The organism is Amycolatopsis nivea (genome assembly GCF_004522235.1).
In the GTDB taxonomy this organism is placed as follows: Bacteria; Actinomycetota; Actinomycetes; order Mycobacteriales; family Pseudonocardiaceae; genus Amycolatopsis; species Amycolatopsis nivea.
Genome location: NZ_SDLT01000062.1, coordinates 15,149 through 29,678 on the forward strand (window position 1 = coordinate 15,149; position 14,530 = coordinate 29,678).

At 70.0% G+C, this 14,530-nt stretch carries 11 protein-coding genes; 5 read left to right on the forward strand and 6 right to left on the reverse strand.

Features of this window, described 5'->3' with window-relative positions; genetic code table 11:
• Positions 1–116: 116 nt before the first annotated feature.
• Positions 117–1,310, reverse strand: a complete 1,194-nt coding sequence (gene moeA, locus EIZ44_RS41630) for a molybdopterin molybdotransferase MoeA (protein ID WP_134734318.1) — start codon at positions 1,308–1,310, stop codon at positions 117–119.
• Between the two features lie 134 nt (positions 1,311–1,444).
• On the opposite strand from moeA, the gene EIZ44_RS41635 reads away from it, so the two are divergent.
• From EIZ44_RS41635 to groL, 4 genes are all read left to right on the forward strand, one after another.
• Positions 1,445–2,056: an AIM24 family protein gene (locus EIZ44_RS41635; protein WP_037807890.1), complete on the forward strand. Its 612-nt coding sequence runs from the start codon at positions 1,445–1,447 to the stop codon at positions 2,054–2,056.
• A gap of 105 nt (positions 2,057–2,161) precedes the next feature.
• Positions 2,162–2,365 carry a cold-shock protein gene (locus EIZ44_RS41640; protein WP_009083993.1) on the forward strand — a complete coding sequence of 68 codons (204 nt, stop codon included), beginning with the start codon at positions 2,162–2,164 and terminating at the stop codon, positions 2,363–2,365.
• A gap of 71 nt (positions 2,366–2,436) precedes the next feature.
• Positions 2,437–4,191: a serine/threonine-protein kinase gene (locus tag EIZ44_RS41645; RefSeq protein ID WP_439098640.1), complete on the forward strand. Its 1,755-nt coding sequence runs from the start codon at positions 2,437–2,439 to the stop codon at positions 4,189–4,191.
• Positions 4,192–4,457: 266 nt separating this feature from the next.
• Positions 4,458–6,086: a chaperonin GroEL gene (gene groL, locus EIZ44_RS41650; protein WP_037807888.1), complete on the forward strand. Its 1,629-nt coding sequence runs from the start codon at positions 4,458–4,460 to the stop codon at positions 6,084–6,086.
• Positions 6,087–6,153: 67 nt separating this feature from the next.
• Here groL and EIZ44_RS41655 read toward each other — a convergent pair whose 3' ends face one another.
• Together EIZ44_RS41655 and EIZ44_RS41660 are read right to left on the reverse strand one after the other, a co-directional pair.
• Entirely contained in the window at positions 6,154–6,363 is a 210-nt protein-coding gene (locus EIZ44_RS41655; protein ID WP_037807882.1) for a PspC domain-containing protein, read from the reverse strand.
• Between the two features lie 85 nt (positions 6,364–6,448).
• On the reverse strand, positions 6,449–7,387 hold the full coding sequence (locus tag EIZ44_RS41660; RefSeq protein ID WP_134734319.1) for an o-succinylbenzoate synthase: 939 nt from the start codon (positions 7,385–7,387) through the stop codon (positions 6,449–6,451).
• Between the two features lie 68 nt (positions 7,388–7,455).
• Here EIZ44_RS41660 and EIZ44_RS41665 point away from each other — a divergent pair, with 68 nt between their 5' ends.
• Complete coding sequence (locus EIZ44_RS41665) at positions 7,456–10,242, forward strand: AfsR/SARP family transcriptional regulator (RefSeq protein WP_167754445.1); 2,787 nt, start codon at positions 7,456–7,458, stop codon at positions 10,240–10,242.
• 1,034 nt (positions 10,243–11,276) lie between these two features.
• Here EIZ44_RS41665 and EIZ44_RS41670 read toward each other — a convergent pair.
• The 3 genes from EIZ44_RS41670 to EIZ44_RS41680 form a co-directional block, all read right to left on the reverse strand.
• Positions 11,277–12,128: a DUF72 domain-containing protein gene (locus EIZ44_RS41670; protein ID WP_134734321.1), complete on the reverse strand. Its 852-nt coding sequence runs from the start codon at positions 12,126–12,128 to the stop codon at positions 11,277–11,279.
• Positions 12,129–12,952: 824 nt separating this feature from the next.
• A complete protein-coding gene (locus tag EIZ44_RS41675; protein ID WP_037807874.1) occupies positions 12,953–13,714 on the reverse strand; it encodes a DUF4253 domain-containing protein in 762 nt (253 codons plus the stop codon).
• Positions 13,715–13,846: 132 nt separating this feature from the next.
• On the reverse strand, positions 13,847–14,488 hold the full coding sequence (locus EIZ44_RS41680) for a DedA family protein (RefSeq protein WP_037807871.1): 642 nt from the start codon (positions 14,486–14,488) through the stop codon (positions 13,847–13,849).
• Between the last annotated feature and the right edge of the window lie 42 nt (positions 14,489–14,530).

Consider the following 14,530-nt stretch of genomic DNA (forward strand, 5'->3'; position numbering starts at 1 on the left):
GCGGCACCGAGTCGCGAGCGTGGCGCCCTTTGACGCAGGAACGTCAAAGGGCGATCGCCAGCACAGGCCGCCCACCCGCGAAACAGTCGGAGTCAGCAAAAGCCGCCCAGCCAGCACTAAAGCAGCAGCACCTCGACCTCATCCCCCTCCGACGCCGCCGAAACCTCCTCCGGCAAGACAATCAAGCAATTAGCCTGCGTAAACGCCGCCAGCAAATGCGATCCCGGCCCACCGCGCGGCCCGACCACCCCGGTCACCTCGCCGAGCACCGGCGTGAAGAACCCCCGTCGATACTGCCGCCGCCCAGCAGGGGAGGGCATGTCCTCCGTCAACCGCGCGCGCACCCGTCGGCGGTCCACGTCCGAATGGCCCATCGCCGACAGCACCGCCGGGCGCAGGAACGCCTCGAACGACACCAACACGCTCACCGGATTCCCCGGCAGCGTCACCACTGGCACGCCGTTCCACCGGCCGCATCCCTGGGGCCCGCCCGGCTGCATCGCGATCTTCTGGAATTCCACGCCCTGCCCGGTCAGCGCGTCCTTCACGACCTCGTACGCGCCCGCCGACACCCCGCCCGATGTGATCAGCAGGTCTGCCACTTCCAGGCGCGGTTCGATGATCTTGCGGAATTCCGCCACGTCGTCGACCACGCTGCGCACGACCTCGACCTGGCAGCCGAGTTCCCGCAGCGCCGCCGCCAGCATCACGCTGTTCGACTCGTAGATTTGCCCGTGCTGCAACGGGTTCGGGGCTTCCACCAGCTCCGTGCCGGTCGACACCACCAGCACCGACAGCGGCCGGTACACCTCGAGCTCCGCCAAGCCGACCGCCGCGGCGAGGCCCAGGTGTGCGTGGCTCAGCACGGTGCCCGCGTGCAGCGCGATTGTCCCCTTCGTGACGTCCTCGCCCGTCCGGCGGATGTGGTTGCCGACGGTGGCCGCGCGGGAGATCTGGACTTCCGCCGTGCCGCGGTCGGTGTCCTCGACCATCACGATCGCGTCCGCGCCCGGCGGCAGCGGCGCGCCGGTCATGATCCGCTGAGCGGTACCCGATTCGAGCGGTTTGACGTCGACCCGTCCGGCCGGGATGTCGTCGGCCACTGGGAGCGTCACCGGTACGTCGGCGACGTCCGCGGCACGCACGGCGTACCCGTCCATCGCGGAGTTGTCGAACGGCGGCAGCGCCACCCCGGCGAGCACGTCGCGGGCCAGGACGAGCCCGGCCGCATCAGCGACGGGAACAGTACGAACAGGCGCGCGGCCGAGCAGTTCGGTCACGGTCTCGCGGTAGGCGTCGACAGAGATCACGCGGACCATCCTCCCTCTTGCTGCCCGTCGTGCAACACTCTCCCGGCACAAGCCGGGGAGTACGGGGAGAGTTCTCATGCAGTTTCTGGTCCGCAACCAGCCCGGGTGCGCCGCGCTCGCGACGCCCCGCTGACATGCGCGTCCACACCAGGCACACGCCGGGGTTCGGCGTCGCCCGCGTGCTGCTCGCCCCCGGCGAAGCCGTGCAGGCGGCCGCGGAATCGTTGCTGGCCAGCAGCTTCAACGTGGCCGAGACGAACCAGAACCGCGGCCGCAAGGGCGGTCGTTCGGTGTTCACCGCGCCCGCCGACGGCGGCTGGGTCGACCTCGCCCCGCTCGGGCCCGGCGACGTCTACCCGCTCGAACTCACCGGGTCCACCGGCTGGTCGGTGCACCGCGAGGGCGTCCTCGCCCGGCCGAGCACGGTCCGCGTCGACCAGAACTGGGCCCCGCTGCAGCAGTTGTTCGGCGCCGATTCCGGGTTCCTCGAGCACTACAGCGGCCGCGGCCCGCTCCTGCTCACCGCGCCCGGTCCGGTCGACTCGTTCGACCTCGGCCGCGGCGAGATCGTCACCGTGCGCCCGGACTATCTCCTCGCCTATCCCGACACCGTGCAATGCCGGTTGCGCGCTCTCGACCCGAGCGGTCCGCAATCGCTGCGCACGGGCGAAGGACTCGTCCTCGATTTCGCCGGACCGGGAACCGTGCTCGTCCAATCGCGCAATCGGCGAGCAGCGCAGGCGTAAGGGGAATCTGCCGATTACCCCATTGCCGGGAGCGCTGATTCCGGTAGCGTGAACTCCACTTCGCACGCTGATGGACAGCGGATTCTTGTCCCGAGGGAGGGCGCCGTGGCAGTCGGCACCGTCAAGTGGTTCAACTCGGAAAAGGGCTACGGGTTCATCGAATCCCCCGAAGGTCCGGACGTCTTCGTCCACTATTCGGCCATCCAGGCCGACGGATTCCGCACCCTCGACGAGGGCGATCGCGTGGAGTTCGAAGTCCAGTCCGGCCGCGACGGCAGAAGCCAGGCCGCGGACGTCCGCAAGGTCTAGCGAGGCAGGTCCGCTGACCGGTTGGGCGAACCGGCAGTGGCAGCGGATACCGGCGCGTTAAGCTGCGCTGCGTGACAGGCGATGTGTCGGGGGACCTCACCGGTCGCCAGCTGGGCCACTACCGCATCGACTCGGTGCTCGGCAAGGGCGGCATGTCCGTGACCTACCAGGCCACGGACACGCGGCTCGGCCGCAAGGTGGCGCTGAAGGTCATCGGCGACCACCTCGGCGCGGACGCCGAGTTCCGCGAACGGTTCGTCGACGAGGCCCGCAACACCTCCGCGATCGACCACGCCAACGTCGTCCCGCTGTACGACTTCGGCGAACTCGAGGGCATGCTCTACATCGCCATGCGGATGGTCGACGGCGGCGACCTCGCCGGCCTCATGTCCGCGGGCCCGATCAGCCCGTCCCGCGCGCTCAGCCTGCTCGACCAGGTCGCCGACGCCCTCGACACGCTGCACAACCACGGCCTCGTGCACCTCGACGTCAAACCGGCCAACGTCCTCGTCACCAGCCGCGAGACCTCCCGCGAGCACGTCTACGTCGCCGACTTCGGCCTCACCCGCCGCGGCGCCACCGGCCACCGCACCCGCGGCGGCGACTTCCTCGGCTCGCCCACCTACGCCGCCCCGGAACACCTGCGCGGCGAACCGCTCGACGGTCGCACCGACCAGTACGCCCTCACCTGCGTCCTGTTCGCCTGCCTGACCGGCAACCCGCCGTTCCGCGGCGACGTCCCCACCGTCATCAAGGGCCACCTCGGCGGGGAACCGCCGTCGGTGGCGAGCGTGGTCGCGCTCCCGGCCGCCGTCGACGACGTCATCCGCAAGGGCATGGCGAAAAACCCCAACGACCGCTACCCGAACTGCGTCGCGATGATCGCCGCGGCCAGGGTCGCGCTCGGCCCGCTCGCGACGTCGGACACCCCGCCGGGCCCCGCCCGGCCGAACGGACTTCCGGAGGCGGGCATGCAGCAAGGACCTGGCGGACCCGGCGGACCTGGAACTGGCGGACAGGGCGGCCCTGGCGCCAACGGTCCCGCCGGTGCTGGCGGACCCGGCGGCGGTGGACCTGCTGGGCCAGGCGGTCCCGGTGGACCGGGCGCCCAGCCGGGCGGCCCCGGAGCCGCGGGCCAGGGCGGCCAGGGCAACCCCGGCGGCTGGGGCGCTCCGCAACCCGGCCAACAGCCCGGCCAGCAAGCGGGATACCCGGCCCAAGGCGGCTACGGCGGCCCCGCCGGTTACGGCAACCAGCCCCCGCCCGGTTATCCAGCACAGCCCGGTCAGCAGCAACCCGGGCAGCCCGGCCAGCCACAACTCGGCCAGCCCGGCCAGCCCGGTCAGCCTGGCCAACCCGGCCAACAGGGCTACCCCGGCCAACCCCCGGCAGGCCCCCCGCCCGGCTACAACGGCTATCCGGGCCAGCCCGGCCCCGGACAGCAAGGCCCGCCGCCCGGCTACGGCGGTTACCCGAACCAGCCCGGCTACCCCGCCCAGCCCAACCAGCAGGGCCATCCGAACCAGGCCTTCGGCGACCCGATGCGGCTGCGCCCGCCGTCCCCGGCGGGCGGCGCGGGCGCGTTCGAAAAACAGCCCAAGAGCGGCGGCCTGAAGTGGCTGTGGATCGCGCTGGGCCTGCTCGTCGTGGCCGGGCTCGTCGTCGGCGGGATCTTCCTCTTCAGCGGGGACGACAACGGCACCGGCGGGACCGCTCCGGCGTCCTCGGCTCCCAACATCCCGGTCGGTCCCGGCGGCTCGAAGTCGGCCGGTCCGTCGTCGCTGCGCCCGCCGCCGTCGTCGATCCACATCCAGCCGAGCCACTGACCCGGCCGACCTGCTGCGGAAGCGCACCGACGCTGACCTGCGCTCCTTGCACTCGACCCCGGAGAGTGCTAAACACGGCATTGGCACTCGACGCCGTCGAGTGCTAGGCGAGCGGTCACCGACCGCCTGCCTGAAGGTCGGGACGGTGAGGCTGACCCACCGGTCAGTCGTCCGTCGCGGGCACCGAGCCTGGCCGAGGACGTGTCCTGCTGCCGCCGCTGGAGACAGCGCGGCGGTAGCGCCCAATACCGGAGGACCACACCGCAATGGCCAAACTGATCGCGTTCGACGAGGACGCCCGCCGCGGTCTTGAGCGCGGCTTGAACACCCTCGCCGAAGCCGTCAAGGTGACCCTCGGCCCGCGGGGCCGGAACGTCGTGCTCGAAAAGAAGTGGGGCGCGCCGACGATCACCAACGACGGTGTCTCCATCGCCAAGGAGATCGAGCTCGAGGACCCGTGGGAGAAGATCGGGGCCGAGCTCGTCAAGGAAGTTGCCAAGAAGACCGACGACGTCGCGGGCGACGGCACCACCACCGCCACCGTGCTCGCCCAGGCGCTCGTGCGCGAGGGCCTGCGCAACGTCGCGGCCGGCGCCGACCCGATCTCGCTGAAGCGCGGCATCGAGGCGGCCGTCGAGGCCATCACCGAGCAGCTGCACAAGGCCGCCGTCCAGATCGAGACCAAGGAGCAGATCGCTGCTACCGCCTCGATCTCGGCCGCTGACCGCACCATCGGCGAGCTGATCGCCGAGGCGCTGGACAAGGTCGGCAAGGAAGGCGTCGTCACCGTCGAGGAGAGCAACACCTTCGGGCTCGAGCTTGAGCTCACCGAGGGCATGCGCTTCGACAAGGGCTACGTGTCCGGTTACTTCGTGACCGACCCGGAGCGCCAGGAAGCCGAGCTGGAGGACCCGTACGTCCTGCTCTTCGGTTCCAAGATCTCCAACGTCAAGGACGTCCTGCCGCTGCTGGAGAAGGTCATCCAGTCCGGCAAGCCGCTCCTGATCATCGCCGAGGACGTCGAGGGCGAAGCCCTGGCGACCCTGGTCGTCAACAAGATCCGCGGCACCTTCAAGTCCGTCGCCGTCAAGGCCCCGGGCTTCGGCGACCGCCGCAAGGCGATCCTGCAGGACATCGCGATCCTGACCGGCGGCCAGGTCATCTCCGAGGACGTCGGCCTCAAGCTGGAGAACGCGGACCTGTCGCTGCTGGGCCGCGCCCGCAAGGCCGTCATCACCCGCGACGAGACCACCATCGTCGAGGGTGCTGGCGACGCCGACCAGATCCAGGGTCGCGTCAACCAGATCCGCGCGGAGATCGAGAACTCCGACTCGGACTACGACCGCGAGAAGCTGCAGGAGCGGCTCGCGAAGCTGGCCGGCGGCGTGGCCGTCATCAAGGCCGGCGCCGCGACCGAGGTCGAGCTGAAGGAGCGCAAGCACCGCATCGAGGACGCGGTGCGCAACGCCAAGGCCGCCGTGGAAGAGGGCATCGTCGCCGGCGGTGGCGTGGCCCTGATCCAGGCTGCCGAGGCCGCTTTCGCGGGCCTGAAGCTGACCGGTGACGAGGCCACTGGCGCGAACATCGTCAAGGTCGCCGTCGAGGCTCCGCTCAAGCAGATCGCGATCAACGCCGGTCTCGAGGGCGGCGTCGTGGCGGAGAAGGTCAAGTCCCTCCCGCAGGGCCACGGCCTGAACGCCGCCACCGGCGAGTACGAGGACCTGCTCGCGGCCGGCGTGCCGGACCCGACGAAGGTCACCCGCTCCGCGCTGCAGAACGCCGCTTCCATCGCGGCGCTGTTCCTGACCACCGAGGCTGTCGTCGCGGACAAGCCGGAGAAGGCTTCCGCCGCTCCGGCCGACCCGTCCGGCGGCATGGGTGGCATGGACTTCTGAGTTCGGCTGCTTTTCCGGCGAAGCCCGGTTCACCCTCGCGGTGGGCCGGGCTTCGCCCGTTCCCGGCTCAGTCTTCCGGAGTCAGGACGGCAGCGGCGGCGTAGACCGGCAGGATCACGCCCGCCGAGAGCACGGCGCCGGCGACCGCGGCGATGCGCACCATCGAGGGGTCGACGTTGAGGTAGTTGGCCCATCCGCCGCACACGCCGGTGAGCATGCGGTCGGAGCGGCTGCGGAAGATCTTCTTGGCCGGTGCGGCCTGCACGTTGTCCGTCATGCCAGCAATACTCCGCGACCGGGCGGCCCCGCACATCCGGGATCGCCCCGGAGAAAGCCCCGGGGCCGCGACCCTGAAGTCTCCCTTAGCCGCTGATCTTCCGGACCCGCTCGAACCGGTCCAGCCACACTCGGGACACCTCGGGCGACGCGGCGAAATCGGCATAAGCGTCGGGCTCCGGGGCCTGGCGCAGCACTGGCAGGTAACCGTCCACAGGGGACAGTGTTTCGGTGCAGACATCCCCGCGCAGCAACGACATCGTGCCGAGTCCGCAGGCGAAATCCAGCTCCGGCAGCGCCCCGGCGAGCGCGAGCCCGGCGGCCAGCCCGACACTCGTTTCCACGGCTGACGACACCACGCACGGCAACCCGCACGCCTCCGCGACCTCCAGGGCACGCCGCACCCCGCCGAGCGGGGCGACCTTGAGCACGGCGATGTCGGCGGCTCCGGCCACGGCGACCTTCAGCGGGTCCTCCGCGCGGCGGATCGATTCGTCGGCCGCGATCCGCACTGACACCCGGCGGCGAACGGCAGCCAGGTCGTCGATCGTGGGACACGGCTGTTCGGCGTACTCCAGGCCGCCGGCCGCACGGTCGAGCTCGCCCAGCGCGTGCACGGCGGTGTCGACGTCCCATGCGGTGTTGGCGTCGACCCGGATCGCGCCGGACGGACCCAGCGCGTCGCGGACCGCTTCGACGCGCGCGCAGTCCTCGGCCAGCGTCGCGCGTTTGTCGGCGACCTTGACCTTCGCCGTGCGGCAGCCGGACTTGCGGACCAGTTCGTGTGCGCGTTCGGGCGACAAAATGGGGACTGTCGTGTTGACCTCGATCCGGTCGCGGACCGGCTCCGGCCAGCCTTCTTCGCTCGCTTCGAGCGCGGCGGCGAGCCACGGCACGCTTTCGGTGTCCGAATAATCCGCGAACGGGCAGAACTCGCCCCAGCCGGCGGTGCCGCGGAGCAGCAGTCCTTCACGGACGGTGATGTCCCGGAACCGGGAGTGCAGCGGGAGCGCGTAAACCTGCATGACTGCCGATCATGCCATCGCCGCGGCGCCGGGAACCGAGGTGCCGCGGGGGCCGTCTCAACGCCACAATGGAACGTGTGGACGGCCTCGACTTCCGGGTGCTCGGCCCGGCCGAGGTGCTGGCCGGGGACCAGGTGGTGCCGCTGGGCGGCAGCCGCCCGCTGATCGTGCTCGCCGGACTGCTGCTGCGGGCCAACCGGCTCGTTTCGGTCGACGTGCTCGGCCACTGGCTGTGGGGCGACGACCAGCGCCGGTCCAAGGGCGCGCTGCAGACGTATGTGCTGCGGCTGCGCCGGGCGCTCGGCGACGGCGCGGCGATCCGCACCGAACGCGGCGGCTACCTGCTGGAAGTCGACGAGAACGCGGTGGACCTTGGCCGCTTCCGCCAGTTCGCGGCGCGGGGCCGCAGCGCGGCGGAACGAGGCGAACACCGCCGGGCGGCCGGGTACTTCGAGGACGCGCTCGGGCAGTGGCGAGGTCCGGCGCTGCAGAACGTGGAGTCGGACGCGCTGCACCGGGACGAGGTCGGGCAGCTCGCCGAGGAGCGCACGCGGGTCCGCGAGCTGTGGGCCGAGACGATGCTGACGGTCGGCGAGTACGACACTGTCGTGCCCGAACTGGAGCGGCTGACGCGCGAACATCCGCTGCGGGAACGTCCGCACGAGCAGCTGATGTACGCGCTGCTCCGCTCCGGGCGACAGGCCGAGGCGCTGGAGGTGCACCGGCGGATCAGCGGATTGCTCGCCGAGGAACTGGGCCTTGACCCCGGTGCCGGACTGCAGCGCGCGCACCGGCTCGTGCTGGGCGGTGACGAAGGCACGCGCTTCCGCACTCCGCTGGAACCCCATATCCCGCACCAGCTTCCGGCCGACCTGGGCGCATTCGCCGGTCGAGCCGCGGATCTGAAAGCTTTGCGCGCCTTGCTGCCGGAGGCACTCGACGTCGGCACCTCCACGCCGATCGCCTCGGTGGAAGGCATGGGCGGACAAGGGAAAACGACCCTGTCCGTCCACTTCGCACACCAGATCGCCGACCGTTTCGCCGGCGGGCAAGTATTCCTGGATCTCCGCGGCTACGGCCCAGGCGCGCCGGTGTCGCCGATCGCCGCGCTGGAGACAATGCTCCTCGCGCTGGGCGTGCCCGCCGACCGAATCCCGTCCGGTTTGGACGAACGTGCCGCGACCTGGCGCACCTACACGACCGGTCGGCGACTGTTGATCGTGCTGGACAACGCGAACAGCACCGAACAGGTGCGCCATTTGCTGCCCGGCCCCGGATGCCTGGTGGTGGTGACGAGCCGCTGGCAACTGCGCGGACTGGTCGCGACACACGGTGCCCGACGGATCGCTCTGTCCGAATTGGACAGCGAAGAGGCGGTGGAACTGCTCGCGTCGGCCATCGGCGTCGAACGAGTGCACGAGGACCCGATCGCCGCGGGCAAGTTTGTGGAGTACTGCGGCGGACTCCCGCTGGCGATCCGAATCCTCGCTGTCCGCGCCGCGCAATTCCCGCGGCTGCCGCTGGGCGAGTTCGTGGCGGCGCTGCCCTCGGACGCTGGCCGGTTGAGCACCTTCGATCTAGGCGACGGCGACGAAACCAATATCCGCACGGTTTTTTCGTATTCCTACCGGGTTCTGTGCCCTGCGGCGGCGCGACTGCTGCGATCGCTGGCACTGTCGGTCGGCCCGGATTTGTCGCTGGGCATGGCAGTCGCGCTCAACGGACGGTCCGAAAAGGACACTCGGAGCGCTCTCGACACGCTAGTCTCGACGCACCTGCTCACCCAGCCGAAACCGGGCCGGTACCAGTTCCACGACCTGATTCGCGCTTACGCGACTGAGCTGTCGGATCAGGAAGACGACGCCGCCGAGCGCGCGGCGGCCAGCGCACGCCTGCTCGACTGGTACATCGCGTCGGCGCGAAACGCGGGTTTGGCGATGCGTCCGCACCAGCTGATGGACGAAATCGGCCCCATCCCGCCTGCTGGCGAACTCGAGTTTTCCGACTACCACCGGGCGCTGGCGTGGTTCATCGAGGAGCACGGAAACCTGCTGTCGGTGATCCAATGGTCGTTCCGGATCGGACGATACGCGCAATGCTGGCGCTTGGCGTGGTCGCTGTTCACCTACTTCGCCGGCCGCGCCCGGGTCGACGAATGGCGGTACGTCTTCGAGGTCGGTTTGCGAGCCGCACGCAATTCCGGTGAGCGGCACGGTGAAGCGGCGATCCTCAATGGACTAGGCGTGATCGAGGGAGTCGCCCGGAATTACGTGCTGGCGCGCGAATATCTGGAGCAAGCTCTGGCGGTGCAACTGGAACTGGGCTCGCTGCCGGGGGAGGCGCGGGCGCGCTACAACCTGGCGATGACCGCGCAGGGCATCGAAGATTTCCCGGAGGCTTACCGGCATGGCCTGCGGTCGCTGGAAATCACGCGGGAACTGGGATTCACCTCGGTGGAGGCGAATGTCTTGCGCGCCCTGGGCGACCTGTGCGCGATGATGGGCGACTACCCGCAGGCCTTGTCGCTCGCCGACGAAGCGCTGGCATTGGTCCCGCCGGACGATTTGCCGCAGGGCCGCTTCTCACTGGCCGCGCGAGCCCGTGCGCTGCTTGGTTTGGGGCGGCATGTGGAAGGAATCGAGTGCCTGTCCGAGGCGGTCGACATGTTCTTCGCGATGGATGAGGAGTATGAGGCCGCGGATGTGCTTTCGGAGCTGGGCACCGCACATCTGCGTTACGGACGCACCGCCGCAGCGCGAGATTGCTGGCTACGGGCGGTTCGGTTGCTGACCCGGTTGGACCATCCGGACGCGGAGCGGGTGCGGGCGCAGTTGGCTGGGTTGGTGCGGGGGTAGTTCTTGCTTCGGCGTCGCGAGGTTGGACTGCGGGCGGCACGGCTCGGTTGCTGACGTGACTGGATTGCCGGACGTAGTGCGGGTGGTTTTGCTGCGGGGCCGCGATGTTGGACTGCGGGTGGCGCGGTTTGGCTGCTGGCGTGACTGGATTGCCGGACGTAGTGCGGGTTTTGCTGCGGGGCCGCGAGGTTGGTCTGCGGGTGGCGCGGTTTGGCTGCTGGCGTGACTGGAGTGCCGGACGTGTGCGGGTGGTTTTGCCGCGATGCCACGACGTTGGGACTGTAGCGGCGCGGCTTGGTTGCTGGCGTGGCTGGATTGACGGGACGCGGTGCGGGTGGTTTGGGGCGATGCCACGACGTTGAGACTGTAGCGGCGCGGCGGGGTTGTTGACGTGGCTGGATCACTCGGATGCGGTGCGGGGTGGTTTGTCGCGGCGTCGCGACGTTGGACTGCAGTGGCGCTGCTCGGTTGCTGAGGCGGCTGGATTGCCGGGGTGCGCGGCGGGTGGGTGCCCGAGGTAGTTCTTGCTGCGGTGCCGCGAGCTCAGCCGCTGCCGCACGGCGCGGGTGTTGACGCGGTTGGATTGCCCGGATGCGGTGCGGGATGGTTTGCCCCGTGCCGCGACGCTGGAATGCGGCGGCGCGGCTCGGTTGCTGACGCCGCTGAATCACCCGGATGTGGGTCGGGCACGAGCGCAGTCGGCTGGCTTGCGGTGGGGTGAGGTCCGTCCGTATCCGCTGCGGTGCGTGATTGGTTGAACCAATCCGATGCGGATCGGGTGCGCTCGGCCGGTGGGTGCGGGCAGCTTTGGCCGGTCGCCGCAGCCCAAGATCGCTGGTCGCGCGGTCTGGCTGGATGCATTGCGAGGCAGATGGTGCGGCTGGCGCGGGGCTGATCGGCCGTTTGGCGGAACGCTTCCCGGGGGTCGCCGGAGGGCAGCCGGGCGCGGTGGTCCGCGTGCCGACCCCCAGCGGCAGCACGTAGACCACCGGCGGCCCGTACCGCTACCCAACCGAAGTGCGCTCACTGTCCGCTCACTGTGCCGGGTCGGTTTGGGTGGGGAGGTCGAGCAGCCGGGTGAGCGCGACGGCGTTGTGCGGGGCCGCGACTTTGCTGTCGTTGTCGAAGTAGACGTGCACGTCGCGGCGGCCGCCGTCGTGCCATTCGGTGATCTTCGCGGCCCACTCGCGCAGGGCTGAATCGGAGTAATTGCTGGTGTAGAGCTCGTCCGAACCGTGCAACCGGACGTAACTGAAGTCAGTGGTCTGGTCCTCCCGGTACGGCCACGGCGCGGCGGCGTCGGAGGTCACCAGCGCGACCCGGTGTTTCTTGAGCAGGTCCAGCGCTTCGGGCGTGGTGAAGCTCGGGTGGCGGACTTCGAGCGCGTGCCGCACTGGCCGGTCGGGGCCGGGTTTCAGGAACGGCGGGGACTTGAGTTTGTCGTCGTGCTTCTTCCCGAGCGCGGCTGCCTCGCGGGTGGTGCGGGGGAGTTGGCCGAGGAACGTCGAGACGCGATCAGGGTCGAAGGCCAGTCGCGGCGGGAGTTGCCAGAGGAACGGTCCCAGTTTGTCGGCGAGCGCGAGGACGCCGGACGCGTAGAAGTTGGCGAGCGCGGTTTCGACGTCGCGCAACTGTTTGAGGTGCGTGATGAACCGGCCGCCCTTGACCGCGAACAGGAATCCGGCTGGGGTTTCGGTGTGCCAGGCGAGGTATCGCTCCGGGCGTTGCAGCGAGTAGAAGGACCCGTTGATCTCGACGGCGTTCATCTGCCGGGAGAGATGCTCGAGTTCGCGCCGTTGCGGCAGGCCGGACGGGTAGAACGCGCCACGCCACGGCGGGTAGCGCCAGCCGGACGTGCCCACTCGGATCTGGCCGATCTTGCTCACCGCCTTTCGCCGCCGAGGATTCCCGCCGGGACGGTTGCGGTAAACGCGTCCGCGCGGCTGTTTTTGGGACAGTCGGGCTAAGGATCGGGACAGATGTCCTGGGCGAAGGGACGTGGGTCTCATGGCGCGGACTCCGTTGCCTGCTCATCGGGACGGGGCTCGGAGGGGACGGTGAGGAGAACAGGGGAAGCGAGGGCGCGGAACGGGGGCGGTGGAGTTGAGGCGGGTGGTGGGGCTGGAGCGGGCGGTGGCGCCAATACCGGCGATGGTGCCGAGGGGAATGGCGGTGTCGGAGCGGTCGGGGTGCTGACGCGGGTGGGGTGGCGGATTGACCGAGGATTGCGGGGGGCGGCTGTTGTCGCCAGTGCTCACGGTGGCACCGAAGAAAGCGGTGGCATCGAGGGGAGCGGCGGCATCGACAGGAGCGACGGTGCCGTGACGGGCGGAGGAACCGGAATCAGCAGCGGTGGCGTGGCCGGGGGTGACGGTGCCGGAGCCGCGCGAGGTGGCCAAAACCCGGCAAGAGGCAGCCGGAGCCCAGCGAGGGGTGGCCGAAATCCCGCGAGAGTCAGCCGGAACCCGGCGAGAGGTAACCAGAGCCCGGCGCGAGATGGCCGCAGCCCGGCGCGAGATGGCCGCAGCCCGGCGCGAGGTAGCCATCCCGTTCGGTGGGCCAGTCTTGCCGCCTTCCTGGCCCACCGGACGGGCTGGACTCGCCTGCTCCCCGTGCATTCCCGCGCCGGTCAGGTCTGTCGGACGGGCCCCGGTCGTGGCGAGCCCGTCTCGGGCCGCGGATCTGCCCGGCCCGCGCATTCCTCACTTCCTCAAGCCCACGAGAACCTCCACCGGCGGGACTGCACCAGGGACGTCGCGTACTCCCGCAAGTTTCCTGGCTGCGTGAGGTACGTGGGGAGGCTGAAGGCGCGGTGCTCCGCCGCGACTGTCAGTGCCCTGGCGTGGGTGCGGGGTGGGGCGGAAACCGACAGTTCCAGTGAGTCGAAGCCCAGCGTCACCAAGGTTGCGCCGAAGCGGTCCTCCCAGCTGCGCAGGACTGCTGAGAGTTCCGCGACCTGGTCTGTCGACTTGATCATTCCCGTCCAGCCGATGAGGGCCGGGACGTCGGCTGGACGGTCGGCTTGGACCAGGCCCAACCGGTGCGGGGTGCGGGCGGCCAGGATGGATCCGGTGTTGCCTGCTTCGGCCAGTGGGTCCGAGCGGCGGTGCGAGCGTTTCGCCAACCCGGGGAAGCGGGTGCCGAACGGGCGCAGGCAGGCTCCGTCGCAACAAGAGCCGTCCCACCAGCGGGCCAGGACTTCGGCGGGGTCGGCGTTGGCGACGCGGTGACCGGCCGGGGCTAGGCGGCCTCGGTCGTCCAGCCAGTCTTCGCCGCGGGCGGTGAAGCGCTGGTCGGGCGGGATCAGCACGGGCCACAACCCCGACCGCTCGAACTCCGCGACGCAGCTCAGGTACCGCTGCGGGCGCGTGAGCGGTTCCTCCGACACCCAGATCCGCCCATGCCAGCGCCCTGGCGGCAAGGTCTGGACCGGCGGTGCCCCGACGCCGGGGCGGAACGGTGCGATCGTCATGAGCTTCCCCTCGAACTGGTGTTCGGTTCCTGCATATCGAACAGTAGTTCGAACCACCGACAATTTCCAGGGCGCCACTCGCTCATCCGTTCGGGTGAACCTCGGGAAAGCCCAGGTCGAGGGGCAAAAAACTCAGCGCCGGGAGACGCGGCGCACCCGGACCGCGACGAACAGGCCGATGGCGATCGCCACCGCGGCGAGCACGGCGTACTGGAACACCGACGCGTAGCGGTCCACCAGCGACCAGCTCTCCCCGAGCAGGTAGCCGGCCACGACGAAGGCGGTGTTCCACAGCAGGCTGCCTGCCGTCGTCAGCAGCAGGAACCGGCCGAACGGCATCCGTTCGACGCCCGCGGGCAGCGAGATCAGGCTGCGGAAGATCGGCACCATCCGGCCGAGGAAGACCGCCTTGCCGCCGTGCCGGGTGAACCACGCCTCGGTGCGGTCGAAGTCGGCGGCGTCCATCAGCGGCAGGCGGCTGAGCAACGCGCGGCATCGGTCGCGGCCGAGCAGGGCGCCCAGCCAGTAGACGATCACGGCGCCGGCGACTGAGCCGAGGGTCGTCCAGAAGAGGGCGCCGAGCAGGCTGAAGGTGCCGCGGCTCGCGGAGAAACCGGCTAGCGGGAGGACGAGTTCGCTGGGGATCGGCGGGAACAGGTTGTCCAGGCCGACGACGATCGCGGCGCCGATGCCGCCTAGCGAGTCCATCAGGCCGACGGCCCAACCGGCCAGTCCGGTGAGGGGTTCGGCGGGGGCGGCGAGCAAGAGGTGCACGAGGGGTCCTAATCAGTTCTGGGAGTGAGCCGTCCGGCACAC